This is a genomic window from Psychrobacter glacincola (assembly GCF_904846215.1).
Taxonomy (GTDB): domain Bacteria; phylum Pseudomonadota; class Gammaproteobacteria; order Pseudomonadales; family Moraxellaceae; genus Psychrobacter; species Psychrobacter glacincola.
Genome location: NZ_CAJGZK010000001.1, coordinates 1 through 24,845, shown reverse-complemented (window position 1 = coordinate 24,845; position 24,845 = coordinate 1). Strand labels below are relative to the sequence as shown.

Here is a 24,845-nt window from a genome sequence, read left to right as displayed (position 1 = left end):
CCATCTAATATAGATAAAACAGTTAACTACTAGCCACAGCAGTATGAAGTTAAGGAGATTTCAAGTATAATCACAGCCCTCCCAGCTTGCACAATTTTTATAAAAATCCTTTACAACCGTTGTTTGTAACCGAGGATTTAGCGTTAAGCTACACCCACATTTTGGATGGCTGCCAAACTTATGAGCAATACCGCAACAATAACATCAGATTACCAACAAAGCATCGAATCCTATCGTCAGCTCATCGCTTCAACGGGTGAGGACTTGCATCGTCCAGGACTTGAAGACACTCCAATACGTGCCGCCAAAGCGTTTGCGCATTTGACCAAAGGCTATCATCAAAGCTTAGATGAGGTGGTCAATGGCGCGGTATTTCCATCGACCAATCGCGAGTTGGTGTTAGTACAAAACATTGAATTTTATTCATTATGTGAGCACCATATGTTGCCGTTTCATGGTGTTGCACACATTGGTTACTTACCAAACGGTCAAGTGTTAGGACTGTCTAAATTTGCTCGTATCGTTGACATGTTCGCTCGTCGCTTGCAAATTCAAGAGAATTTGAGTGAGCAAGTGGCACAAACGATTATGGATGTGACGGGTTGCCGCGGTGTGGCTGTGGTCATGGATGCGGCCCATATGTGTATGATGATGCGCGGTGTGAATAAACAGCACTCGACGACGCGTAGTACAGCTATGCTGGGTGAGTATGTACATGATAATCAAGCGCGCAATGAGTTCTTAGATGCTGTACCGAAGCGTAAACCTGCTTTTTAATAGACTAAAAACGTTAAATTTAAAAAAAGGATACCTAATTAGGTATCCTTTTTTAATGGCAATTATGCAAGTTTTTCAATAATTGAACTGCGCTGAAAAGCAATTGAAGATCGTCAAACAGTGACGAAAAATCACGCCTAGCCAGCTGATTTTACGTCATTGATCCAATTGCCATAGCCTGCTGATTCCATCTGTGCAAGTGGAATAAAGCGCATTGCCGCTGAGTTCATACAATAGCGTTTGCCCGTCGGTGCCGGACCATCGTCAAACACATGACCGACGTGTGAGTCTGCATAACGACTGCGAATTTCAGTACGGGTGCCAAATATCCCTCGATCTGGCTTTTCTACGACCAAGCTAGCATCCAGTGGACGGGTAAAGCTCGGCCAACCTGTACCAGACTTGTATTGATCACGAGACGAATATAATGGTTCACCTGATACCACATCGACATACAGTCCAGGTTCTTTATTATCCCAGTATTCGTTATCAAAAGCGCGCTCAGTATCATCTTTCTGAGAGACTTTATATTGAATGTCAGTTAGTGATTTTTTCAGCTCAGCTTGTGTCGGCTTTACAAATGTCTCTGGATTAAAACCAGCGCCTGTTTTGCCGTTTACAGCCTTACTTGTCATTCCTGACTTTGCACTGGTTACAGTCGGTTTGAATTGGTCGAAATCCAACTCATATTTTTTACCATAGACACTTTCAATGAACTGGTAGCGACCAGAGTTAAACGTGTAAGCCTTATAACGTAGTGGATTCTTCTTGTAATAGTCCTGATGATACTCTTCTGCTGGATAAAATTTGCTGACGGGCACAATCTCAATCACTACTGGTTTTTTATAGACACCAGAATCTTGTAGCGATTGCTTAGCAGCTTCAGCGATCTGCTTTTCTTGCTCGTTGTTGTAAAAAATAGCCGGACGATACTGAGTGCCTCTATCTACAAACTGACCTTTATCATCGGTAGGATCAGCAATCCGCCATAGCGCTTGAACGATACCATTGTAGGTAATCTTGGTCGGATCATAATACACTTGAGCCGCTTCCGTATGACCCGTACCACCTGCTGATACTTGTTTATAAGTTGGGTTTTTAGATTCGCCACCTGTATAACCTGATACCACCTCTACCACGCCAGGAATCTTTTCATAACCTGCCTCGACACACCAAAAGCAACCACCAGCGATAGTCGCTACTGCTAGGTTGGGATCAGTAGGCGCATAAGGATTGCTAACGGAAATGTCTTTGACAGTAGGCGTATTTTCAGTAGAGGCACAACCAACATAAAAGGCACTGCTCGCTACTATCGCCATGCCCACGACTTTAGCTGGTAATTTATAATTCACTAATAATCGGTGTGTCATGAAAGGCTCCTAAGGGTAATATCATGTAATAATCGTAACCCTTAGGTGTCACAGAAATATTCCTAAAGTGTTGTTTATATACACCATATTGAATTAACGGTCATAAAAAAGGCTTATTACCTTTCGGCAATAAGCTTTTTATTCAATCATCACTAGGTTATAGTCGATTCATTCTAAAAACGATACAGTGCTGTTGGCTATAAATTTTTGGCAGCCTCTGTCACGCCTGCGAACAGCAAGCAAGAAAAATCATAGTCAATAGCACGTTATTATCATCGTATCGCTTTTATTTTGAACGGACTATATTCATTTAGCAAATCATCTACGCAACTTTATCGCTCTTAGCATCAGTGCCGGCAGCATCTTCACTTGCCTGCTTAATTTTCATCAAGATGTCTTTTATCTCAGACGCAGACAAATATGTTGGCACTGCATAGGTATCACTGACTTCTTTTGCTGCGGCTTTAGCAATGCTATCAAAGTCGGTGGTTTTCATATCTTTCACCGTTGGATCGATATTTAAAGTGGCGATCAATTCACGAACTTGAGCGATAAGATGATCTGCAATCACAGCATTACTCTTGCCCGCTTGACCATCCTTAACCATACCCGTTTTTCTAGCCAGCTCCGCCAGTCTCTTTCTGCTCGCTTGACGATTGACATCAAGTACATAAGGTAACACGATGGCATTGGCGCGACCATGAGGAATACTATAATACGCGCCGAGCTGATGAGCGATAGCATGGACATAACCAAGACCCGCTTTGTTAAAGGCGATACCGCCGTAGTGAGCCGCAATACCCATTGCTTCTCTGGCTTTTAGATTGCCACCGTCTTTATATACTATTGGCAGATTCTGCATAACTGATTTCACCGCAGAGGCAGCATAATAATCGGTCTCTACGCTAGCGTTGGCACTCATCCAAGCTTCTAACGCATGGGTCAACACATCGATACCCGTATCCGCTGTGATATGAGCCGGCATCCCTTTCATGATAACAGGGTCTATAGCGGCGGCTAATGGCACCATTCTTGGGTCGATAGACAGCGCTTTTTGATGGGTTTTATCGTCTGATACAACCGCACCAAGTGTCGCCTCTGAGCCAGTGCCAGCAGTGGTAGGGACACAGTACAACGGCACAGAAGGCTTTCGTGCTTTAAGAATGCCTATAAGCTGCTGCGGCTTACAATGATTGCCCTGTGACATGGCAATCATTTTAGCGGCATCAATGACCGAACCACCACCGATGGCAATAATCGAGTCGCATTTAGCATCAACGGATATACGTAGTCCTTCTTCAACTACTTTAAAAGTAGGGTCTGGCGTAATACCGTCATAGACTTTATAGCTGATATTTTTACTATCTAGATAATCAGTGACTTTGGCTGGTATGCCGAGCTTATTTAGTACTGCATCAGTCACGATAAAGACATTGGTGCTACCTTCATTAATGAGCATGTCGCATAGCTCATCACAAGAGCTCTCGCCGACAAATAACATCGGTCTTCTAATTGGAATAACATAAGCAACAGCTTTTAGTACTTTAGCACGAGTCTTGGCAACAGCTACATAGCCTGCATGCTGTAATCCATCGGTGCTAACTAATTTGCTACTTACCAATTTGGCAATACTGTTTTGTTTTTTCATGGGCACAAAAATCCTTTTTTAATGATACTTTTAATGGCAATAATGACCGTTGTAACTCACCGACTAACATACTATTTGAATAATATAAAGTATCAACTTCTATATAAAGTAAACTACTGTCGAAACTTATTGTACCACCGCCATTTTTAGGTTGTCGCGATTATTATGAACTGCTATGTTCTGAGTATTTAACATCATTTACTTAGGCTATATCATACTCATCTGCAATAGCTGCTTCGCATACGGATGCTGTGGGTTATTGAAAACATCTTCGGTACGTCCAGATTCCACACACACACCATCTTTGAGCACGATGAGATGCTGACACAAAGCACGGACTACTTTTAAGTCATGGCTGATACACACGTAGCTGATTTGCAATTTTTCCTGAATCTCCCGTAGTAAATTAATCACAGTTACCTGTGTGGTGCTATCGAGCGCAGACGTCGGCTCATCCAATATCAAGAGACTTGGCCGCATGATAAGGGCGCGAGCCAGAGCCACCCGCTGACGCTGACCGCCCGATAGCTCATGCGGATAACGCTGCGCAAACTCTAACGGTAAATGCACAGTAGCGAGACTCTCCATTACCGCCTGCTGACGTGCGGCCTTATCAACGCCCTGCACTAATAGCCCTTCTTCGACTATCTGTAATACGGTCATACGAGGGTTAATACTGGCAAAAGGGTCTTGAAACACCAGCTGAATCTGCGAGCGGAAGGTGCGCAAATCACGTTTTGATAACGCGGCAATATCTTGATCATTCACCCTTATCTGACCACTGACACGCGCCTGATTGCTGAGTAATTGACTTAACGCAAGCGCAATCGTCGTTTTGCCAGAGCCTGACTCACCAATGATGCCTAATGCTTGCCCTTTCTGTAAGCTCATATCGACATCTTTTACCGCCTCGAACCAACGTTTGGTACCGCCAAACAGACTTTTTTCAATCGGGAACTGTACTTGTAGGTTATTTACTTGCAATACAGTTGATTGCTGACTTTGCTTGTCATCAGAGAAGTTGAGCGCTTGCCCAAAGTCTTGTTTGATAAGCGAGCGCGTATATTCGGCTTTAGGCTGACCAAATACCGCTGCAGTTTGCCCTTGCTCAATCGTCCGTCCTTGGTACATAACGATGACTTCATCACTGTAGCGCCTGACCAGATTGAGGTCATGGCTAATCAATATCATCGCCATATTATGCTGACGTTTAAGATCATCTAATAGAGCGAGAATCTCATGTTGCAAAGTCACATCAAGCGCAGTGGTCGGCTCATCAGCGATTAAAATATCAGGCTGCTGCGCTAATGCCATGGCAATCATCACCCGCTGACGCTGACCACCCGATAGCTCATGTGGATAGCGATTCAACTTATCAGCAGGATCAGTGATATTGACATCATTTAGTAAGTCAATTGTTTGACTTTGCCATTGTTTTTTGGGTACACCGCTTAGACGAAGAGATTCTGCGATTTGTTTGGCAACGGTATGCAATGGATTGAGCGCCGTCATCGGCTCTTGGAACACCATGCCGATACGCTGCCCACGCACCGCGCGTAGAGCTGCATTACGTGTTCTATCATTGGCTATCGGTAATGTAGTCATTCGTGATGTATCTGCTAACTGCACTTTACCAGTAACGATCAAGCTATCTGGGAGCAAGCCTAATAGCGCAAGACTTGCAATTGATTTACCAGAGCCTGACTCACCAACGATGGCCAAAGTTTGTCCTTGCCGCAGCTCATAAGATAGTTTATCGACTAGAACAACACTTGCATCAGTGACGATGCTAAGTTTATCTACTACTAGCATGAGCTTATTTTGTTCATTACTATAGTTTTCGCCTGAAAAGTTATTTTTCTCAGTAGCAGTTGTCGTATTAGTTGTTATCATACTATCAGTTGTCATATTAAGAGCGCCTCGGATCAAAGGCATCACGTAGTGCTTCGCCAACGAAGATGAGTAATGATAAAATAAAGGTTAAGCTAAAGAATCCAGATAATGCCAACCAAGGCGCATCGAGATTATTTTTCCCTTGTACCATCAGCTCACCAAGTGACGGCGACCCAGGTGGTAAGCCATAACCCAGAAAGTCTAGCGCTGTTAACGCAATAATATTGGCCGTTAAAATAAATGGCAACTGCGATAAGCTTGAGGCTAACGCATTGGGCAAGATATGCCTAAGCATAATTTGACTGTCCGAAACACCCAGATTACGCGCCGCACGGACATAATCAAAGTTACGCGCACGCAAAAACTCTGCACGTACCAAACCGACCAAACCCATCCAGCCGAATAACAGCATCATGGCAAATAACATGGTGATACTAGGACTAAATAAGCTGACCAAAATAATAATCATAAACAGCTGCGGCATACCGCCCCACACTTCCATAAAGCGCTGCCCTGTCAGATCGACCCAACCACCGTAATAGCCTTGTATCGCACCAACGATAACACCAATCAATGCACCCGCTAGTGTCAATGCCAGACCAAATAATAATGACACTCGCATGCCGTAAAGTATGCGCGCCAATACATCACGGCCCATATCATCGGTGCCAAGCCAGTTTTGACTGTTGGGTGCCGCCGGATAGGGAATGCCCAGCTCAACGTTTGGCGTTTGGTCAGCGAACGGAATGGGCGGCATCACATAATAGCCCTGATCATTAATCAGCGTTTGTACCGCAGGGTCTTTGTAATTGGTTTCAGTCTCGAACACACCGCCAAAAGTCGTTTCGGGATAAGCCTTTAATACTGGAAAGTAATAATCCCCTTGATACTGCACCAGCAGCGGCTTGTCATTGGCAATCACATTGGCTGCCATACAAATAACAAATATCAGCGCAAAAACAAACAGCGATATGACGCCAAGACGATTTTGACGAAAGCGATTAAGCCGCGCCTGCCAGATAGGATTTAGGCGACGTTTTTTTTCTATCGAAATAGCAGATGTGTTTAAGGGCGTTGAAGGTAATGAATGACTTGACATTAGCGCCCCTCAAAATCAATACGCGGATCAATTAAGTGATAACTTAAATCACTGATTAATTGTAATAACAGTCCCACCAAGGTAAAAATAAACAGCGTGCCAAATATCACGGGATAATCACGCTGCTGAATGGCTTCGAAACCTAATAATCCCAAACCATCAAGCTTAAAGATAATCTCAATAAGAAAGTTTCCAGCAAAGAAAATCCCAACGATTGCCGCTGGAATACCGGCGATGATAATCAGCATCGCATTACGAAACACGTGTCCGTATAGCACTTGACGCTCACCCAATCCTTTGGCGCGAGCGGTAAGCACGTATTGCTTACCGAGCTCTTCTAAAAAGCTGAACTTGGTCAGATACGTCAACCCAGCAAAACCACCAACGGTGCTTGCCAATAGTGGCAGTGCCAGATGCCAAAAATAATCTTTAACTTTACCCAGTGCGCTTAATTGATCGAAGTTCTCTGAGGTCAACCCTTGCAGTGGAAAAATATTCCAGTAGCTGCCACCTGCAAAAAACACCAATAATATGACAGCAAACACGAATACAGGGATTGCATGGCCGATAGCAAGCAGCATGGCTGTGACTTTATCAATCCCCGAGCCGTGATGCATGGCTTTATAGACCCCAAGTGGAATCGCTATCATATAAATCAGCAGCGTACTCCATAGCCCAAGCGAGATGGACACTGGAAGCTTTTCTATAATCAAATCAGTGACCGACTGACCTTTAAAAAACGATTCACCAAAGTCTAACTGTGCATAGTTCTTGAGCATCAGCCAAAAGCGCTCAGGTGCCGATTTATCAAAGCCGTATTGCGCATTAATCGCCGCCACCATCTCTTCTGATAGGCCACGCGTGCCTTGATAGGTACTATTATTACCGGCACTACCCGCGCCAATATTACCGCCCAAGGCATTGTCTTTTGCACCTTGCTCAATCATGGCGAGTTGCTGCTCAACAGGACCACCGGGCGCTGCTTGTACAATGACAAAATTCGCCAGCAATATCAAAAATAGCGTCGGTAATATCAATAACAACCTTTTTAAGATATAACGACCCATAATGGCGGCTTCCTAAGATAAAGAACATAACAACAGAGAAAATGATCAGCTACTATTTACCAGCACATACGTTATAGTCGGTCCTAAATAAAAGAGATACAAATGTTATCAATCACTACTGTGGTTAATTTTTCTTGCTTGCTGTGCCAATGCAGACAGAGGCTGTGAATAATCAACCACAGTAGTTCTGTACCCTTTTAAAAGTGGATTAACTATAGCATTTAAAAGTTATTTTTAAGCTCACGTAGCGCCGCAAATACGGTCAACGACTTATCATCATCGATAGTCACGTTAGACTTCACGCCTGCAATCACGCTCGGCTCTTGCGTCCGTAAAAATACATTTATCGCGCGCTCATGCTCTAAGGTGACGGGTAACGTCGGAATACCTTGTGCGGTTTTGTCTTCTGCTTGCGCCAATGCTTGCTGCATCGCTTCATTGGCAGGTTCGATGGACAGACCAAAGCGCAGATTACTGGCAGTGTATTCGTGTGCAGGATATAGCAGCGTGTCAGCTGGCAGTCCATTCAGACGCTTAAAGCTGTCATGCAACTGCTCAATCGTCCCAGTAAACACCCGTCCGCAACCGGCACTAAATAAGGTATCGCCACAGAAGCAATGCTTACGCCCATCGATATCTAATATATAAGCCATGTGACTGGCAGTATGACCAGACACATCCCATACTTGTGCCGAGCAGCCCCACGCGCTTACTGTACTGCCATCTTTAATTGCTTGATCTTCATCGACGTTATGTTCAGTATGCGCGACCAAATGCGTCATCGGATAAGACTCTTGTAACTCTGCGACGCCGCCGATATGGTCATGATGATGATGAGTCGTCCAGATAGACGTCAGCTCTAAGCCATTTTCTTCTAAATAAGCAACGACTGGTGCCGCTTGACCTGGGTCAATGACGATCGCCTGTTTGTTACTGTCATTAATTAATGTCCAAATATAATTGTCATTAAATGCTTTAATCGGGTGAATATGAATACTCATATTAAATCCTTACCAGTCGTTGTTTTTATTGCTAAATTTATTAGATCGAACATTACTATCACTTATTGTTTTAAATACTGGTTAACGCGTACTTCTGCGGCTTTATCTGTCCACCAATAATCAATACCAATGGCATTAGCCGGCAGTTTTTCAGTATGCCGGTATTGATTCCAGTAGGCGACATTGGTAGCAGACTTGCCATATAGCGGTACGACATAATGACCGGCACGTAATAAACGATCTAATACCTGAGTATATAAAACAATCTCGTCGCGATTTTTCGCATTACCTAGCTGCTCTATGACCCTGTCTATCACGGGGTTTTTAATACCAATCGTATTATTATTGCCTGGCTCATCAGCAGCTGCACTGCCCCAAAATGCCGCTTGTTCAGCACCTGGTGATAAACTTTGAGCGAATACATCGACAACCATATCATAGTCAAAACGACGCACACGCTCATAATATTGTGGTCCATCGACTTGACGCAAGGTCACATCAAACCCTAGCCGCTTTAAATTACGAATATAAGGCAGTAGCACTCGACCCATGGTTTCGCCTGTCATTAACATCTCAATCCGAGCAAGCTTGCCATCAGGCTGGTATAATTTCATATCGTTATAATAGAACCCAGCATCTAACAACAGCTGCCGCGCCTCTAACAAGCCTTCACGGTTAAAACCACTACCGTCGCTGGTTGGCAATTGCCACTCCATTAATACGGCTTGACGTTGAATTGGCTCAAGCTTAGATAATAAAGGTGTCAGCACTTTCATCTCTTCAGTAGATGGTTTGTCAGTCGCAGCAAGCTCTGAGCCATGAAAAAAACTTTGCAAGCGCTCATACTGCCCATGAAATAAGGTTTTATTCATCCATTCAAAGTCGTAAGCCTTACTGAGTGCTTGACGAACGCGAATATCTTGAAAGATCGGCCGGCGCATATTCATGACCAACGCTTGCATCGGCACTGGATTTTCACTACTTATGGTTTCTTTATTAATAAGACCGGCTTTGACAGCAGGGAAATTATAACCCGTTGCCCAATTAGAGGCTTTATTTTCAGGGCGAAAGCGATATTGACCAGATTTAAACCCTTCAAAGGCAATTTCATCACTTTGATAATAGACGAATTTGATCATATCAAAATTATAACGACCGCGATTCACCATCAAATCACGACCCCAATAATTGGGGTCACGCACGTAGCTGACTGAACGACCGGCATCAACGCGTCCAAGCTTATAAGGACCACTACCCATCAATGGCGTTAAGCTAATTTTTTCAAAATCAGCATCGATAGAAGACTTAGCGAAGATAGGAAACTGCCCGACTGTCAATAAAATCTCTTTATTGTCATCAGAGGCAAAGACAAACTTCACGCGTTGCTTATCAATAATTTGAATGTCTTTGATGTCACCCAAATAGCTGCGAATATACATCGGTCCTTTATTTAATATTGCCTCATAAGTGGCTTTGACGTCACTACTGGTCACCGGCGTGCCATCCCAAAAGCGCGCGGCAGGATTGATATGATAAATAATCCAACGGGTGTCATCAGGGTCATAAGTGACTTTACTTGCCAGCTGCGGATACATGGTAAAGGCTTCATTTAATGAGCCAGTCATCAAGGTATCATATAGATAGTCGGTGCCGGCCATTGCCACACCAGTGGTCATCCATTTATTGGCCGCATTAAAGGTGCCTCGCGCATCAAGCGATAACGTGCCACCTGTCGGCGCCTTTGGATTGGCGTAGGGCATAAAGGGCGCGTCAATATACTCAGTAGGACTATTATGACCAAGTGCTGTCGTGGTAATCGGCACCGCGATACTGACTGGTATCCAGCTCACCAGTGCCACTAATAGGACGGTTTTTAGCATGGTATTGTTTATCATAATAAAGTTATAACAAACCCCTGTGTTAGCCCAATGGATATGATGAGAATTTACTTAAGTGCTGCAATATAATTGATAACCGTCAGTACCGCAAAATTTTATCATAACAAACTTAGATTTTTTAACCTAATGATTTGCAGCGTTAAGAATGCTACATGACGCATTATTCACCCAAAACGAGTATTAATGTTCATAAAAAAAAGACGCAGCTTATAAAAGTTGCGTCTTTTTTCCAAAAACGGTACTGACTTAAGCGTACTTTTTTTCAAACGCTATCATAAAGTCGACCAACAGCTGCACCCATTCTAACGACACCGCATTGTAAATACTGGCACGCATACCGCCCACATCACGGTGACCTTTTAAATGCAGTAAGCCTGCTGCTTCTGACTCTTCTAAAAACACCTTATCAAGGCTACTATCAGCCAAAGTAAACGGCACATTCATGATAGAGCGATATTTAAGGGCAACTGGATTATTATAAAAACTGCTGTCATCAATCGTTTTATAGAGCAAATCCGCTTTTTGTTGATTGATTTTACCAATCGCAGCAACGCCGCCCTGCTCTTCTAACCAATCAAAGACCAGCCCTGCCAAGTACCAAGAATATGTCGCTGGCGTGTTTGACATAGACTCTTTTTCGGCTTGGTGCTCATAGTTCATGAGTAGCGGGCACCACTCACTTGCCTGCCCTAACAAGTCTTCACGAATAATGACAATCACTAAACCTGCTGGACCGATGTTTTTTTGCGCACCGGCGTAAATCATCCCAAACTTAGACACATCAATCGGCTGCGACAAGATGCAAGAAGACATATCGACAATAATAGGTGCATCTACTTTTGGTGGCTCAAATACTTGCAAACCATGAATGGTCTCATTGGCGCAGTAGTGAAAATACGCCGCATCTTCGCTCACATTCCAGTCACTTTGGGCTGGCACGTCAGTGAAATTACTGTCTTTGCCTGTGGCAACCAGATTAACTTCACCAAGACCAAGCTTGGCATAACGCTCTGCCTCTTTGATCGCTTTACCTGACCAAGCGCCAGTAGTGAGATAGTCACCGCGTCCACCATTTAACAGATTTAATGGAATGGCTGAAAACTGTAAGCTGGCGCCGCCTTGCAAAAACAACACTTTATAATTGTCTGGAATATCCATCAACGAGCGCAGTTTGGCTTCAGCTTTATCAGTAATCGCGATGTACTCTTTACTACGATGGCTGATTTCCATCACCGATACGCCGCGTCCTTGCCAGTCGAGCAGCTCTTCTTGAGCACGTGATAATACAGCGGTCGGTATCGTAGCAGGACCCGCTGAAAAGTTAGGGGTACGGTTAGGAGCAGCTGTAGTCGTCATAATCATTATCCTAAATATGATGAAATCATCGTTGTTAGTTGTTAGTTGTTAGTTGTTAGTTGTTAGTTGTTAGTTGGGATTGAAAACTTAATCATTAAAATATTTCTGACATTTTTTATTTGAGTTGCTAACGACTGTATTACTTATAAAAAACGATCAAAACCTTTGTTGTTAATCAGCCGAGCTAGAGAGCATCTCCCAAAGCCTGCGCTTTAAGCTGCTATCAGCAAGCATCTCATCTAGCGTGGGCACAGTAGTCAGAGTAGGATGCTCAAGGCCTTCAGGCAATGGTGTTAATGACGCAACTCGTATCTCTTCACTTCGACCAATTTTAAAGATGTATCCAGCAAAGCTGGCATTGGCAAGCTCAGCAATATCCATACCCTCACAGATAGGGAATGAGGTCGTCTCACAAGAGATTGAAAGCGCCTGCGTGATATTTTGCCATAGCTTTTGGCTGTCATTATTGAGGGATTGGATATCAACCAATATTACCCAGTTACCGTAGCGACCACCTTGCAAGTCGAACGGCGCTACTTTAAGGGTACTGTCATGAAGCGGATTCCCATGATAGCTGTCGCTAGAATACATCTGCTCAATTGGTGCAACCGTTTGCTGTACCACTGTATCGACGAGCAAGCTGATAGCGGCATCAGGAGTGTTGCTATCAAAACTATAAGTAACTGGACTTTGTTCATTGAATGCATTTGAGCTCGCATCTTGGACGTCATTAACATGCATGGCAGCATCATGATAATCATAGCTACCGTTATGCAAGCTTGCTATAGACTCTGGAGACTCAATGCTCGCAACGTTAATGCTTGCCTGCTCAGTGTTTGGCTGCTCAGTGTTTGGTTGTTTAGGGCTAGCCGCAGAAGAAATAGACTGAGTGATGCCGTGAGGATTTGTAGTAGGCGCCGCAATATCTGTGATGTTAATGGTCTCAGAACTTGGCTGCACCCATTGCTTGATACCCATCATCGCTAAAATCTGACGCTGCTGCATACGCTGCTGCAATAGAACCAGCGGGTCTTGAATATCACTCATGCGACTCTACTATCCTACTTATCTTAAATGGGTTTACTGTTTTGTGATACCCGCAACAGTGCTAAAAATAATAATGGAAATAGCATTAAGCCATCATTTTCATCTTGACTGACTATCGTATCGTGTAACATCACCGTATGCAATGTGCTCAGTCCTTGCCAGTAACCATTATAATCTATTTGACGACTACCTTGCTGTCTCGATAAATAATTATACTCGTGCTAAATGCTGGTCTCAAAGAGTGCAAAACCAGTATCAGCTGAATAAATATTTAGTCTTAATCTTATTATTCATAAAAATTACTGCATTATATTTTAACTTATATCGCTTACTTAAACTTTAGAATAAGACAAAAGCTAGGTAAAAAAAAGCCCTTTACAATGAAGGACTTAATATCTCAAACGAGCATTTTCAGCGATTTACAAAAACCGCTATCAAATTTTAGGCAAAAAAAAGCGACTCCATCAGCACATCCTCGGCACACATCATAACTATTACCGTTGCTACCTTCCGGTCCTGGCGGGATTCATAGAACAATGTTGCGAGGCTACCAACGGAGCCACCAGTTGCAGATTATACAAGAATTTCTGCTTATTACAACCCCAATCGTCAAACAGATTGCTTTATAAGATAAAAACCTTTTGATCCCGCCCGTAACTTAAATGACAAAATTATCACATCAACACATTCAAATTTTGTTATTTTAGATAAGACAGTTAAGTGCCATAAATAGTGCCATAAGTAGTGCCAAATAAATAAAATGCGTCTTTATGGTTTTTCAATTAACGGCTTCAACTCTATTTATATTATTCAGGAGAATATGATGGACAACATCCTAACTAGCAAGGTCGCTATCACCACTGGTACGGCGTTTTTATTGACGGCGATGATGGGGAGTGCCCATGCAGCGCCAACCGGCTATGATCAGCTTACTTTTCAGGCAGAAGTAAAAGAAGAGGTTCAAAACGATGAGGTCACTGCCAGCTTATACAAAAAAGCGCAGGCAACCGATGCAAAAGCTTTGGCAATCACCCTAAACACTTCGATTAATAATGCATTGAAAATCGCTAAACGCTATCCGACTGTCACGGTAAGCACGGGTCAACAACGTACTTATCCACGTTATGATAAAAACAATAAAATTATCGGCTGGACAGGACAGGCAAATATAGACCTAAAAAGTACCGATTTTACCGCAACCAGTCAACTGATTGCCGATTTGCAAGAAAACTTGGTCATGGAAAATCTCAGCTTTGGTGTCTCAGATATCAAAAAGAATGCGCTAGAGCAAAAACTGATGACCGATGCTTCACGCGCCTTTCAGCAGCAAGCTAAAAATATGACTCGTGCGTGGGATGCGCGCAGCTATCGTGTCGTCAATGTCAATCTAAATATAGGCAGCAACTATCCGCGCCCGATGTACAATGCGATGAGTATGAAATCTGAAGCGGCTGATGCGTCGGTACCTAGCCAAAATTTTGAATCTGGTAACAGCACCATCTCAGTCACTGCCAATGGTACGATTGAGTTAACCAAATAAGCTTCAGTCAATCCTATAGAAAAATATCGTTATAAATAAAGGCAATCGCTGATGTCAGTGATTGCCTTTATTTTTTCAACATTATGTATCATAGACTACTTAATAGCTGGTTGCTCAAGGGTCATTGGTTTATCAGCTTGTGGTTTATTAAAGGTTTGCATGTTGGGTTGTTTACCATCTTGGCGCAATTTCAATAACACCTTTTGATGCCAAGGCAAGCGCTGATAAGCCAAAAGCTGCTGAGCGATTTTCTTATTATTTTGTAGCGTCTGCGTATTTTGAATCACATAAACAGTTCGTGAGATTTGCTTTAATGCCTGCCCTTTCGCGTTTTTGACCACCGCATTGATAACATGAGAACCTGGCAAAATATCAACGGTAGAAATCGAAGCATTCAATCCCTGAGCTACCTCATTACCATCAAGCGTAATACTCACGCTATCGCCTGCTTGTAATGCAGGTTTGATTTGCAGAGTAATAACGATACTTTGCGCCGGACGACGATAAGCACGTTCTTCACTTGGCTCAATCATCGTTAATTGATAACTGACGCGTGATGATTGGATAGTGCTCGATGCATTTTCTAGCGCTGGTGGTGTGGCATTACTGGTGAGCATTTGCTGAGGAGGCGCAGGATTGCTATTTACTGCGGTGCTATTATTAGCACTATTGGACGTAGAGTGAGTATTCGTCATAACAGACGTTTCACTAATTTGCGTGCCCGCTTTATGCTCATAGTTCTGCGGACGATCAGTAAAGGTGACTTGACCCGTTTTTTCATCAATGACTTTATAAATAGGTGCAGCATTCGTTATCGGCGCGTAGAGACTGGTTATAATCATTACAAGTCCTGTTAGCAGGCTTATATTCATACTTTTATTCAAAAGGTTATTTTTTAATAATGAAGTCATAGTCAGTCAGCCTAATAAGTATTTTTATTGATACACAGATGAAACTATAGTTAAAATATCTCAAAAACGCTACAGTGCTGCTGGTATAAATTTTTTGCAGCCTCTGTCTGCGTAGGCACAGCAAGCAAGAAAAATTAATATCAGCAGTACTTGATGTATCGATATTGCTTTTCCCTGACTATATTATGCGGTACTTTTCATATTAAAGCAGTATCGTCTGCACAGAAATTTTGTCAGTTAAGTCAATACAATCATTCAAGTGCAAAAAAACCAGCTAAGGTTCACTTAACTGGTTTTTTATTGAACTTTTAAATGTTTAACAATAAATTAGCAGCTGTAATACAAGTCAAACTCAACTGGATGTACCGTGATATTAACGCGCTGTACTTCTTCTTGTTTTAGAGCAATATAAGCCTCTAACATATCTTTGGTAAATACATCGCCTTTCAATAAGAATTCATGATCATCTTTTAAGGCTTGTAGTGCCACTTCTAAGTTTTCAGCAACTGTTGGAATCAATGCCTCTTCTTCTGGCGGCAAGTCATACAAGTTTTTGTCAGCAGCTTCACCTGGATGCATTTTGTTCTGAATACCGTCAAGACCCGCCATCAACAGTGCTGCAAACGCTAGGTATGGGTTGGCTGCTGGATCAGGGAATCTCGCTTCAATACGTACCGCTTTTGGGCTACTGACGTGTGGAACACGGATAGATGCTGAGCGGTTAGATGCTGAGTATGCAAGCTTGATAGGCGCTTCATAATGAGGCACAAGGCGCTTGTAGCTGTTGGTCGATGGATTGGTAATCGCATTAAGCGCACGAGCGTGTTTAATGATACCACCAACAAAATACAATGCCGTTTCAGACAAGCCTGCATATTCATCGCCAGAGAAAGTATTGACGCCATCTTTTGAGATTGAAATATGCACGTGCATACCAGAACCATTATCACCAACGATAGGCTTTGGCATAAAGGTTGCGGTTTTGCCGAACTGATGTGCCACGTTATGTACGGCATATTTTAGTTTTTGTACTTCATCTGCTTTGCGTACGAGTGTATTGAAGGCAACACCAATCTCTAACTGACAAGGCGCAACTTCATGATGATGGACTTCGATACAGCCTTCACCAATCATATCTTCGATGCGATCGCACATGACGGTACGCATATCTTGTGAGCTATCAACAGGTGGTACTGGTACATAACCGCCTTTGACACGTGGGCGATGACCCATATTGCCCCATTCATAGTCTTTGCCGCTTGACCAAGCGGCTTCTTCAGCGACGATTTCATGACTGACACCAGACATGCCCACAGACCATTTTACTTCATCAAATACAAAGAATTCAGGCTCAGGACCAAAATAGGCCGTGTCACCAATACCAGTAGACTTTAAATACTCTTCAGCGCGGCGGGCGATAGAGCGCGGGTCACGGTCATAACCTTGTAGGGTTGATGGCTCAATGATGTCACAAGTTACGACAACCGTAACCGCATCAAAGAACGGGTCGATAAACGCCGTATCAGGATCAGGACGCAAAATCATGTCTGATGCTTCAATCCCTTTCCAACCAGCAATCGATGAGCCATCAAACATTTTGCCATCTTCCATCGATTCTTCATCGACACTATGAGCTGGAAAGCTCATATGTTGCTCTTTACCACGGGTATCAGTAAAGCGGAAATCGACCCATTTGGCATTGGATGATTTGATCAGATCAAGTAGTTTATTCGACATAAATAGTTTCCCTTGTGATTATCATGGTACTGAAATTATGGTAGTGGCTTTATAATGCTGAACCATACTGAGGTTAAAGATGACGATGTTTACTCGTTATTCATACTAACAGTCAGTATCCATCTTTATTATTAATGACACATTTTTATCAATCAGACAAATGCAATTGCTATTTTAGCAATATCTCGCTAACAATGTTGCACTCTTCAGACGCTTATTCATAAATATATTATACCACTGGACAGCGCAAGACACTCATATAGTATAAGACACTATATGGCAGCAAATACTATGCCAATTTATCCCAATATCAGCACCGCCAACAGTGAAATATTTAAATTATCAATAATAATTACAATTACTTAATGTGATAAATTTCATACTTTTAAAGTCAGAAAACTTTGAATGCCGTCCTTGATTGCAAAATACACACACTTAATACGACAGTTACAGCACCATATCAGTGCGATATATAGGGTATTATTGTGTGCAGATGCACTTTAATAGCGCAAAATGTAGCTTATGGGACAGGCCGTTTAAAATATATAGTCAGAGAAAAGTAATATCGATACATCAAGTACTGCTGATATTCATTTTTCTTGCTTGCTGTGCCTACGCAGACAGAGGCTGCAAAAAATTTATACCAGCAGTACTGTAGCGTTTTTGAGATATTTTAATTATATCTCATTTTATTTAAGATTGACTATATGCTGTCATCTTTTATCGATGACTAAAATGCTTCATGTATTACAACTTAGCGTATAGATGCGCCGCATTTGATAGACTGCAAAATAGTGTTAAGATAACGATGTCATAAAAACTGTCAATTTTAACAGCAACACACCCTTTTAAAAACATACGAATAAACATGACAAGCAAGCATCTCAACAAGTTGACGCCCTAATGATTCTGATGATCGATAATTACGACAGCTTTACGTACAATATTGTACAGTACTTCGGTGAATTGCAGCAGCACATCACCGTCTGTCGTAATGATGAAATTACCATCGAGCAAATAGAAGCGCTTGCGCCTGACGCCATCGTTATCGGTCCTGGTCCTTGCACCCCTGACAGCGCTGGCATCTCACTTGAATTGATTGATACTTTTAAAGGTATGATACCGATATTGGGTATCTGCTTGGGTCATCAAGCTATTGGGCAGGCGTTTGGCGGTAACATAGTTAAAGCATGTGAAGTGATGCACGGACGCTTATCCGCCATTTACCATAATGGACAAGGCGTGTTTGTAAATTTACCCAATCCTGCACAGTTTACCCGCTATCATTCACTGGTCATTGACAAATCAAGCTTGCCGGATGGCTTTGAGGTCACTGCTTGGACACAACATAGCGATGGTAGTATGGAGGAAATCATGGGTATTCGTCACCGCGACTTTGCTATTGAAGGGGTGCAGTTTCATCCTGAATCTATTTTAAGTGAGGCCGGCTATCAGCTGCTTAATAATTTTTTGCAAGCGCATCATTTGGCGGTGATAGACATCAATGATTTGCCACAGTTAGGCTAACTGCCAAAATCATACAAAAATTTAAAACAATAATAAGTGAGAATATGATGACCACTGCTCCTTTGCAGACTGTACTTTCAGATATGACACGTACGCCAGAAGACATTCATCAGCTATCAGATGACAGTATCCATGAGCTACTGACCACCGCATTAGGTAGGATTTTTCAGCATATTGATCTGACCTTTGATGAGATGTATCAAGTGATGCTAATCATCATGCAAGGCAGATGTAGCGATGCCATGATGGGCGCTATCTTGACCGGTCTGCGGATGAAAGGTGAATCAATCGATGAAATTACCGCTTCAGCAAGTGCCATGCGTGCATTGGCGTCCAATATCACCCCAAAAAACTGTCGCTATATGGTCGATATCGTTGGTACAGGAGGCGATGGTGCCAACTTATTTAATGTCTCTACAGCAGCAGCGTTAGTAGCAGCAGCAGCCGGTGCGCAAGTTGCCAAACATGGTAACCGTGGTGTTTCAAGCAAGTCTGGTAGCTCAGATTTACTTGAGCAAGCCGGTATCAGTCTATCGCTGACACCTGAGCAAGCACAAGCCTGTATCGAAGAGCAAGGCATTGGTTTCTTATTTGCGCCAAACCACCATAGTGCCATGCGTTATGCCAATCCGGTACGACGTGAGCTAAAATCTAGAACGATTTTTAATATTTTGGGTCCACTCACCAACCCTGCTGGTACGCCCAATTTGGTGATTGGTGTCTTTACCGCGCAGTTATGTGAGCCGATCGCCAAAGTAATGAAAAATCTTGGTGCGCGACATGTGATGGTCGTCGGTGCAAAAGATGGTTTGGATGAAATCAGCCTTGCAACCTCGACAACGGTGGCTGAATTAAAAGATGGTGAAATCTCCGTCTACGACATGATGCCAGAAGATGCGGGTATTGAATCACAAACTCTTATTGGGCTTGATGTTGACTCACCAGCACAAAGCCTTGAGCTAATACGTGCTGCTTTGTCAGGCGTAGAGACACATGACCGCGCAGTGCTCAAAGCGCGTGATATGATTGCATTGAACGCAGGTGCTGCGATATATACTGCAGGACTTGCCAGCAACTACCCAAATGGCGTAAGCCGAGCACAAAAAATCATCCAAAATGGGGATGCTTTGGTAAAACTTGAGTCTTTGGCGCACTATACGCAGCAGCTAGCAGCCCAGAGTTAGCCTTAATGGCTAAATTGTTGTTTTACGATGACAGATTAAGTTTACTCGTACGCAGTTTACGCTATCATTGTTTATTTATATTTAACCATATCCGGATACCGCTATGACTATTAACACGACAGTCCGCTCAGATATTCCTTCAGTATTACAGCGTATCGTTGCCACCAAACATGAAGAAGTTACTGCTGCTCGTAAGCTGTTATCCCTTGAAGACTTACGAGCGAAAGTCGCAGCGGATAAGCAACCTCGGCGCGGTTTTGCTAGTGCCCTGCGCGCCGCTGATATTGGCATCATTGCTGAGATAAAAAAAGCCTCCCCTTCTAAAGGTATTATCAATCACAACTTTGCGCCGGCCTTATTTGCTACGCAATATGAGCAAGCCGGCGCCAACTGTTTGTCTGTATTGACTGATCGTGATTATTTTCAAGGTGATGACCGTTATTTAATCCAAGCACGCGACGCTTGCAGCTTACCGATATTACGTAAAGATTTTATGATTGATGTCTATCAGATTTATCAATCTTATTTAATGGGCGCCGATTGTATATTGCTAATTATGGCATGCCTAGATGATACACAGGTACAAGAGCTGCACGCACTAAGCATCGAGCTTGGTATGGATGTCTTGATAGAAGTGCATACGGCAGAAGAGCTTGAGCGAGCACTACAATTGCCACAGTCAGAACATAATATCTACGGTATCAATAATCGCGATTTAAATACCTTTGATGTGGATTTGCAGACGACACTTGATTTAAAGAACGCCCTATTACGCGAACTTGCCATCGATGATGCATTTTCTGCCAATCTTAATGACAGCTTGCCTCGACCGCTTATCGTAACCGAAAGTGGCATCCATAGCAGTGATGATATCCGAATGATGCTAAACCATAATATTCGGCACTTTTTGATCGGTGAGCAATTTATGAAGACCGAACATCCCGGACAAGCATTACAATCCTTACTTGCGAGCGTCGCAGCACAGGCGTAAAGTAAGTGAGACGGTTTAGACAAAGCCAGCATGACAGTAATCACCGCCTTGATTGTCTTTAGTACTCATTCAATTAATCATCTATTCACTAACCAACGATACATTAATTATTATGTCAAACTCTCTATTTTCAAAAGAAATGCAAGACCAACTCAAAGAGCTCAAAGGTCAATTGAGTAAAGGTCGTGATACCACATCACCTGATGGCGACAATAGTAAACCGACTGAGCCTGTTTCTCTATTGACCCAAAAGCAAGTCAAAAAAACGGTCAAGCAGATGGACAGTGAACATATCGATGATGATAAAGTATTGTTTATGCAAGCGATGCATGGCGTCAATCAGCTCGACGATAAAAACCTTCGCTCACCTGCCAATGCAGCAAAAGCCAAAAAGCCTGATGCAGCGACACTGTCTAAACGGGCAGCGGCGCAAGGTGGTGAAGCAAGTGGCTTGGGCGCAGGCTTATCAGATATGCAGGCTTTATTGAACCCTGTTGCAGGCGAAGCCTATTTATCTTATAAGAACCCTACCCTACAAAACAAAATTTTTGCCCAGCTAAAACAAGGTAAATTGCGTTGGTATGACGCCGTAGATATTCATGGCTGCACTATCGAAGAAGCCCGCGTGGCAATGACCCAACTACTCAGCCAAGCAAAGCAAAACAATGAAACATCAGTAAAAATTATCCACGGTAAAGGCAGTGAAGCGATACTAAAAACCTGCGTCAACGGTTGGTTACGTCAATTGCCAGAAGTGTTGGCGTTTTGCTCAGCCCCGCCAAAAGATGGCGGCAATGGTGCTGTATTGGTACTGCTCAAAAAATCCAAGACGGATGGCGAATAGGTTTTTTTCTAAATCAAAAAAGGACTGCATTGACGCAGTCCTTTTTTTAGATTAAAAAATCACCTGTGTACTCCATAACTATAGTCAGTCCTAAATAAAAGAATATAAATATTATCAATCACTACTGGGGTTAATTTTTCTTGCTTGCTGTGCCTACGCAGACAGAGGCTGCGAATAATTAACCTCAGTAGTGCTGTACTCTTTTAAAAGTGGATCAACTATACTTTCAGGCATCTAGTTGGTTTATTGTCATTAAAGTATTCTCTGATAGTCAACAATGGCGTCATTATGAGTACCGTGACCATGAATATCTTTTTAAATTTTCATACAACACCTAAATGCTTTGGTGGCAATTTACCGCCTTACTTTTTCGCTCTTGGAAATCTAAAGCTATTTTTCACCTGTTTAAACTTTAATCTGGCCAACGCATGACCGCTACTTTTATGGATAGCTTTATATCTATTGTCTAATAAATGCTCTTTTGGCTTCTGTTTTGGTTCAGGCTCTGGTTGCTTGTTATCATTTTCCGTATCAAAAACATCGCTATCTTTGTTTAAATGAACAACTTCTGGCTTATTATCAGTAGCAATTTTCTTGTCAGCTTTCTTGTCAACCGTCTCACTTTCACCTTCATTTTCATTTTCTAATTGAGCCTGAAGCTCTGGTTGCTTGACAATCAGCTGCTGTGTTGGCAAGGCATGCTCTACATCATATTGCCTAACTTGCATTAACAGATCAACGAATAACACGTCTTGCTTTTCATAGAACTCAATAATACCAGTGGCATTGATATAGGCTTGTAGCTGAATAATATAACAATCTTGACGCAACTCTAAGATATTGACTTGATTCCATTCTTGATTGGTCAATTCATGCTCATCCAAAAACTTATCTAAGTGATTTACCATTTTAAACACAACATTAATATCAGCGGTACGCTTGATATATAGCTGATGTAAAAAGCGGAACATGTCACGTGAGGTAAAGTTTTCAATTTGCATTGATGAAAAATCACCGTTAGGTACCGTGACGATAGTACGAGTCAAGGTACGCACGCGCGATGAGCGAATACCAATATCGATGACGGTGCCCTCATAAGTACCAAATTTACAATAGTCACCGATACGTACGGGGGAATCTGCCACTACCACCACACTGCCGACTAAGTTTTCAATGGTCTTTTGCGCACCTAATGCTAAGGCTAAACCACCAACCCCTAATGCCGCAATACCCGTCGTTAAGTCAAAACCCAAGTTACCGAAAGTGACGATGACTGCAAATATCAATAACAGCGCTTTGACGACTTTACGTAGTAGCCCCAAAATCGAGACCCGTTCAGTATGGTTTTTCTTATAACTTAAGTTGACTGCACGGGTAAATAATGCATCGATAATACGTAACAATAACCACGTTATCGCGACCCACGAAGCAATCTCAGCAAAACGGTTGACCGGCTCGCGCAGGGTCACTGACACCCCCGCATAAACCATCACCTCAGATAAAATCAGCGCCATAATCACTACCGCTAATGGCAATATAACTTTATCTGGCAATGGTAGCGGCACATCGCGGAGACGAGGGTAAGTGATTGCCAATAAATGATACAGTAGCCATACTGCGATGTAGGTGAACAAAAAACTACTGATCGTTATCATCAAAGCTGCAACCAAATCAGCCAACTGATAATCAAAAAGCTTTTTGCCCTCTAACGAAGCAATAGTATAACGAGAAACTAAAGTCGGCTCATAGTTCTCTATCGCCTCTGGTATTGAGCTGAGTGTCTCGGTAGAAAACTGCCAGTATTGCTCGCCTTCCTTCGTCACTACTCTTTCAAGTAGTAAAGGAATACTTGTATCACTGACTTTGATGACACCGACATTTTCTTGGCTTGGCGGTAGCTGATCGGTTAAATTGCCTTCAGGGGTATTATCAATCTGCAAATCTGTCTGAAAACGACCACCTGCATCGAGTGCTTGCTTGAACTGTCGTACAATGGTTGTGGGATTATCAGCTTTGGATAGATTTAAATAATTACTCGCCAGCAAATAATCATTTTCACCCAATGCCGCAATAAACCCTTGCACTGTATCCCGAGGCGTATCACGACCAAATGAGTCAGGTATTGATGTGCTATCCCCTTTCTCAGCTTTAGTACCACTCACACCCAGTATGCTCGCTTCAGCGGCCAGCGCACTAGACTGTGAGAGGACACTGAATGCCATAGCGACAAGTAGTGTCATCACAATCAACGGTAATTTCATCAATGACATCGATATCGATGGCACGGCAGTGGTACTCAGACGACGCTTAATAAACAAAACAGACCTCATGGTTTTATGAATGGCATAATGAACAACGGGGAAAATCCGCCCTATAATAACAATTATGATGATAAAGAATATCACTATAGTAAGTTCAATATAAAAGAGTTACGTTCAGAATAGCATTATGCTGGTATAAATTTCTCTCGCTTGCTGTGCGCTTCGCACTCCAGAGGCTTCGCAAAATTTATCCCAGCAGTACTGTATTCTTTTTGAATTGAATCGACTATAGCGAACAAAAAAATGATAAATAGCATGTCCATCACTTTAAACAATCAAAGATGCTAATAGTGAATAATATTCATCTTATGATGAATAAACATTAGGCGAAAGTGGTTTATAAATGAGGCACTTTTATAGATAATGTCGCTATGTAGTCTATTAGACCTCTTGCAAAAGTAGCAGAGTGTTTTAAAATAACTAATACACTCACAACTGGCTAGGAATCATGCCAAACATAGATAAGCTACTCAAACAAAGTGACGCTGGTTTTAAACGCTATACCACATCAGTATGGACTTTGGTATTCATGAGTCTTCTGCCAGCCGCATTATTCGTAAAGTAGAAGACGTACTGGTTGATTCTGGCAAGTTTGAACTGCCCAAAAAGCTGCCCTGTCGCGTCGATGACGATA

At 42.6% G+C, this 24,845-nt stretch carries 19 protein-coding genes and 1 other RNA gene; 7 read left to right on the top strand and 13 right to left on the bottom strand.

Annotated features, from left to right (window positions below; genetic code table 11):
• Window positions 1-180: 180 nt before the first annotated feature.
• Window positions 181-777: a GTP cyclohydrolase I FolE gene (folE, locus tag JMW90_RS00095; protein ID WP_201561101.1), complete on the top strand. Its 597-nt coding sequence runs from the start codon at window positions 181-183 to the stop codon at window positions 775-777.
• Window positions 778-914: 137 nt separating this feature from the next.
• Here folE and msrA read toward each other — a convergent pair whose 3' ends face one another.
• The 10 genes from msrA to ffs all read right to left on the bottom strand — a co-directional run bounded on the left by msrA (window position 915) and on the right by ffs (window position 13,712).
• Window positions 915-2,147 carry a peptide-methionine (S)-S-oxide reductase MsrA gene (gene msrA, locus JMW90_RS00090; RefSeq protein WP_201561100.1) on the bottom strand — a complete coding sequence of 411 codons (1,233 nt, stop codon included), beginning with the start codon at window positions 2,145-2,147 and terminating at the stop codon, window positions 915-917.
• A gap of 322 nt (window positions 2,148-2,469) precedes the next feature.
• Entirely contained in the window at window positions 2,470-3,795 is a 1,326-nt protein-coding gene (locus JMW90_RS00085; protein ID WP_201561099.1) for an iron-containing alcohol dehydrogenase, read from the bottom strand.
• Between the two features lie 207 nt (window positions 3,796-4,002).
• Window positions 4,003-5,688 (bottom strand): ABC transporter ATP-binding protein, encoded by a 1,686-nt coding sequence (locus tag JMW90_RS00080; RefSeq protein ID WP_201561283.1) that lies wholly within the window; start codon window positions 5,686-5,688, stop codon window positions 4,003-4,005.
• Between the two features lie 16 nt (window positions 5,689-5,704).
• A complete protein-coding gene (locus JMW90_RS00075; protein ID WP_201561098.1) occupies window positions 5,705-6,787 on the bottom strand; it encodes an ABC transporter permease in 1,083 nt (360 codons plus the stop codon).
• A complete protein-coding gene (locus JMW90_RS00070; protein ID WP_201561097.1) occupies window positions 6,787-7,854 on the bottom strand; it encodes a microcin C ABC transporter permease YejB in 1,068 nt (355 codons plus the stop codon). Before JMW90_RS00070 ends, JMW90_RS00075 begins: the two co-directional genes overlap by 1 nt.
• Before the next feature lie 221 nt (window positions 7,855-8,075).
• On the bottom strand, window positions 8,076-8,855 hold the full coding sequence (gene gloB / locus JMW90_RS00065; RefSeq protein ID WP_201561096.1) for a hydroxyacylglutathione hydrolase: 780 nt from the start codon (window positions 8,853-8,855) through the stop codon (window positions 8,076-8,078).
• 62 nt (window positions 8,856-8,917) lie between these two features.
• Window positions 8,918-10,750 (bottom strand): extracellular solute-binding protein, encoded by a 1,833-nt coding sequence (locus JMW90_RS00060; RefSeq protein ID WP_201561095.1) that lies wholly within the window; start codon window positions 10,748-10,750, stop codon window positions 8,918-8,920.
• 249 nt (window positions 10,751-10,999) lie between these two features.
• Window positions 11,000-12,109: a 3-phosphoserine/phosphohydroxythreonine transaminase gene (serC, locus tag JMW90_RS00055; protein ID WP_201561094.1), complete on the bottom strand. Its 1,110-nt coding sequence runs from the start codon at window positions 12,107-12,109 to the stop codon at window positions 11,000-11,002.
• A gap of 171 nt (window positions 12,110-12,280) precedes the next feature.
• Window positions 12,281-13,156 (bottom strand): hypothetical protein, encoded by an 876-nt coding sequence (locus tag JMW90_RS00050; protein WP_201561093.1) that lies wholly within the window; start codon window positions 13,154-13,156, stop codon window positions 12,281-12,283.
• Between the two features lie 459 nt (window positions 13,157-13,615).
• Window positions 13,616-13,712, bottom strand: an RNA gene (gene ffs / locus JMW90_RS00045) — signal recognition particle sRNA small type.
• Window positions 13,713-13,979: 267 nt separating this feature from the next.
• Here ffs and JMW90_RS00040 point away from each other — a divergent pair.
• Window positions 13,980-14,696, top strand: coding sequence for an SIMPL domain-containing protein (locus JMW90_RS00040; RefSeq protein ID WP_201561092.1), 717 nt, complete (start codon window positions 13,980-13,982; stop codon window positions 14,694-14,696).
• 95 nt (window positions 14,697-14,791) lie between these two features.
• Here JMW90_RS00040 and JMW90_RS00035 read toward each other — a convergent pair whose 3' ends face one another.
• Both JMW90_RS00035 and glnA read right to left on the bottom strand, forming a co-directional pair.
• Window positions 14,792-15,538, bottom strand: coding sequence for a DUF4124 domain-containing protein (locus JMW90_RS00035; protein ID WP_227691800.1), 747 nt, complete (start codon window positions 15,536-15,538; stop codon window positions 14,792-14,794).
• Between the two features lie 396 nt (window positions 15,539-15,934).
• A complete protein-coding gene (gene glnA / locus JMW90_RS00030; protein WP_201561090.1) occupies window positions 15,935-17,344 on the bottom strand; it encodes a type I glutamate--ammonia ligase in 1,410 nt (469 codons plus the stop codon).
• A 903-nt stretch (window positions 17,345-18,247) separates the two neighbouring features.
• Between glnA and JMW90_RS00025 the strand changes: the two genes are divergently transcribed.
• The 4 genes from JMW90_RS00025 to JMW90_RS00010 all read left to right on the top strand — a co-directional run bounded on the left by JMW90_RS00025 (window position 18,248) and on the right by JMW90_RS00010 (window position 21,890).
• Window positions 18,248-18,871 carry an anthranilate synthase component II gene (locus JMW90_RS00025; RefSeq protein WP_201561089.1) on the top strand — a complete coding sequence of 208 codons (624 nt, stop codon included), beginning with the start codon at window positions 18,248-18,250 and terminating at the stop codon, window positions 18,869-18,871.
• Between the two features lie 44 nt (window positions 18,872-18,915).
• A complete protein-coding gene (gene trpD, locus JMW90_RS00020) occupies window positions 18,916-20,055 on the top strand; it encodes an anthranilate phosphoribosyltransferase (protein ID WP_201561088.1) in 1,140 nt (379 codons plus the stop codon).
• A 103-nt stretch (window positions 20,056-20,158) separates the two neighbouring features.
• On the top strand, window positions 20,159-21,046 hold the full coding sequence (gene trpC, locus JMW90_RS00015) for an indole-3-glycerol phosphate synthase TrpC (protein ID WP_201561087.1): 888 nt from the start codon (window positions 20,159-20,161) through the stop codon (window positions 21,044-21,046).
• Between the two features lie 112 nt (window positions 21,047-21,158).
• Window positions 21,159-21,890: a Smr/MutS family protein gene (locus tag JMW90_RS00010; RefSeq protein ID WP_201561086.1), complete on the top strand. Its 732-nt coding sequence runs from the start codon at window positions 21,159-21,161 to the stop codon at window positions 21,888-21,890.
• Between the two features lie 362 nt (window positions 21,891-22,252).
• Here the strand turns inward: JMW90_RS00010 and JMW90_RS00005 are convergent, their stop codons facing one another.
• Window positions 22,253-24,220: a mechanosensitive ion channel family protein gene (locus JMW90_RS00005; protein WP_201561085.1), complete on the bottom strand. Its 1,968-nt coding sequence runs from the start codon at window positions 24,218-24,220 to the stop codon at window positions 22,253-22,255.
• A 498-nt stretch (window positions 24,221-24,718) separates the two neighbouring features.
• On the opposite strand from JMW90_RS00005, the gene JMW90_RS14005 reads away from it, so the two are divergent.
• On the top strand, window positions 24,719-24,845 hold a 127-nt coding region (locus JMW90_RS14005; RefSeq protein ID WP_420825320.1), incomplete at its 3' end, for a transposase family protein.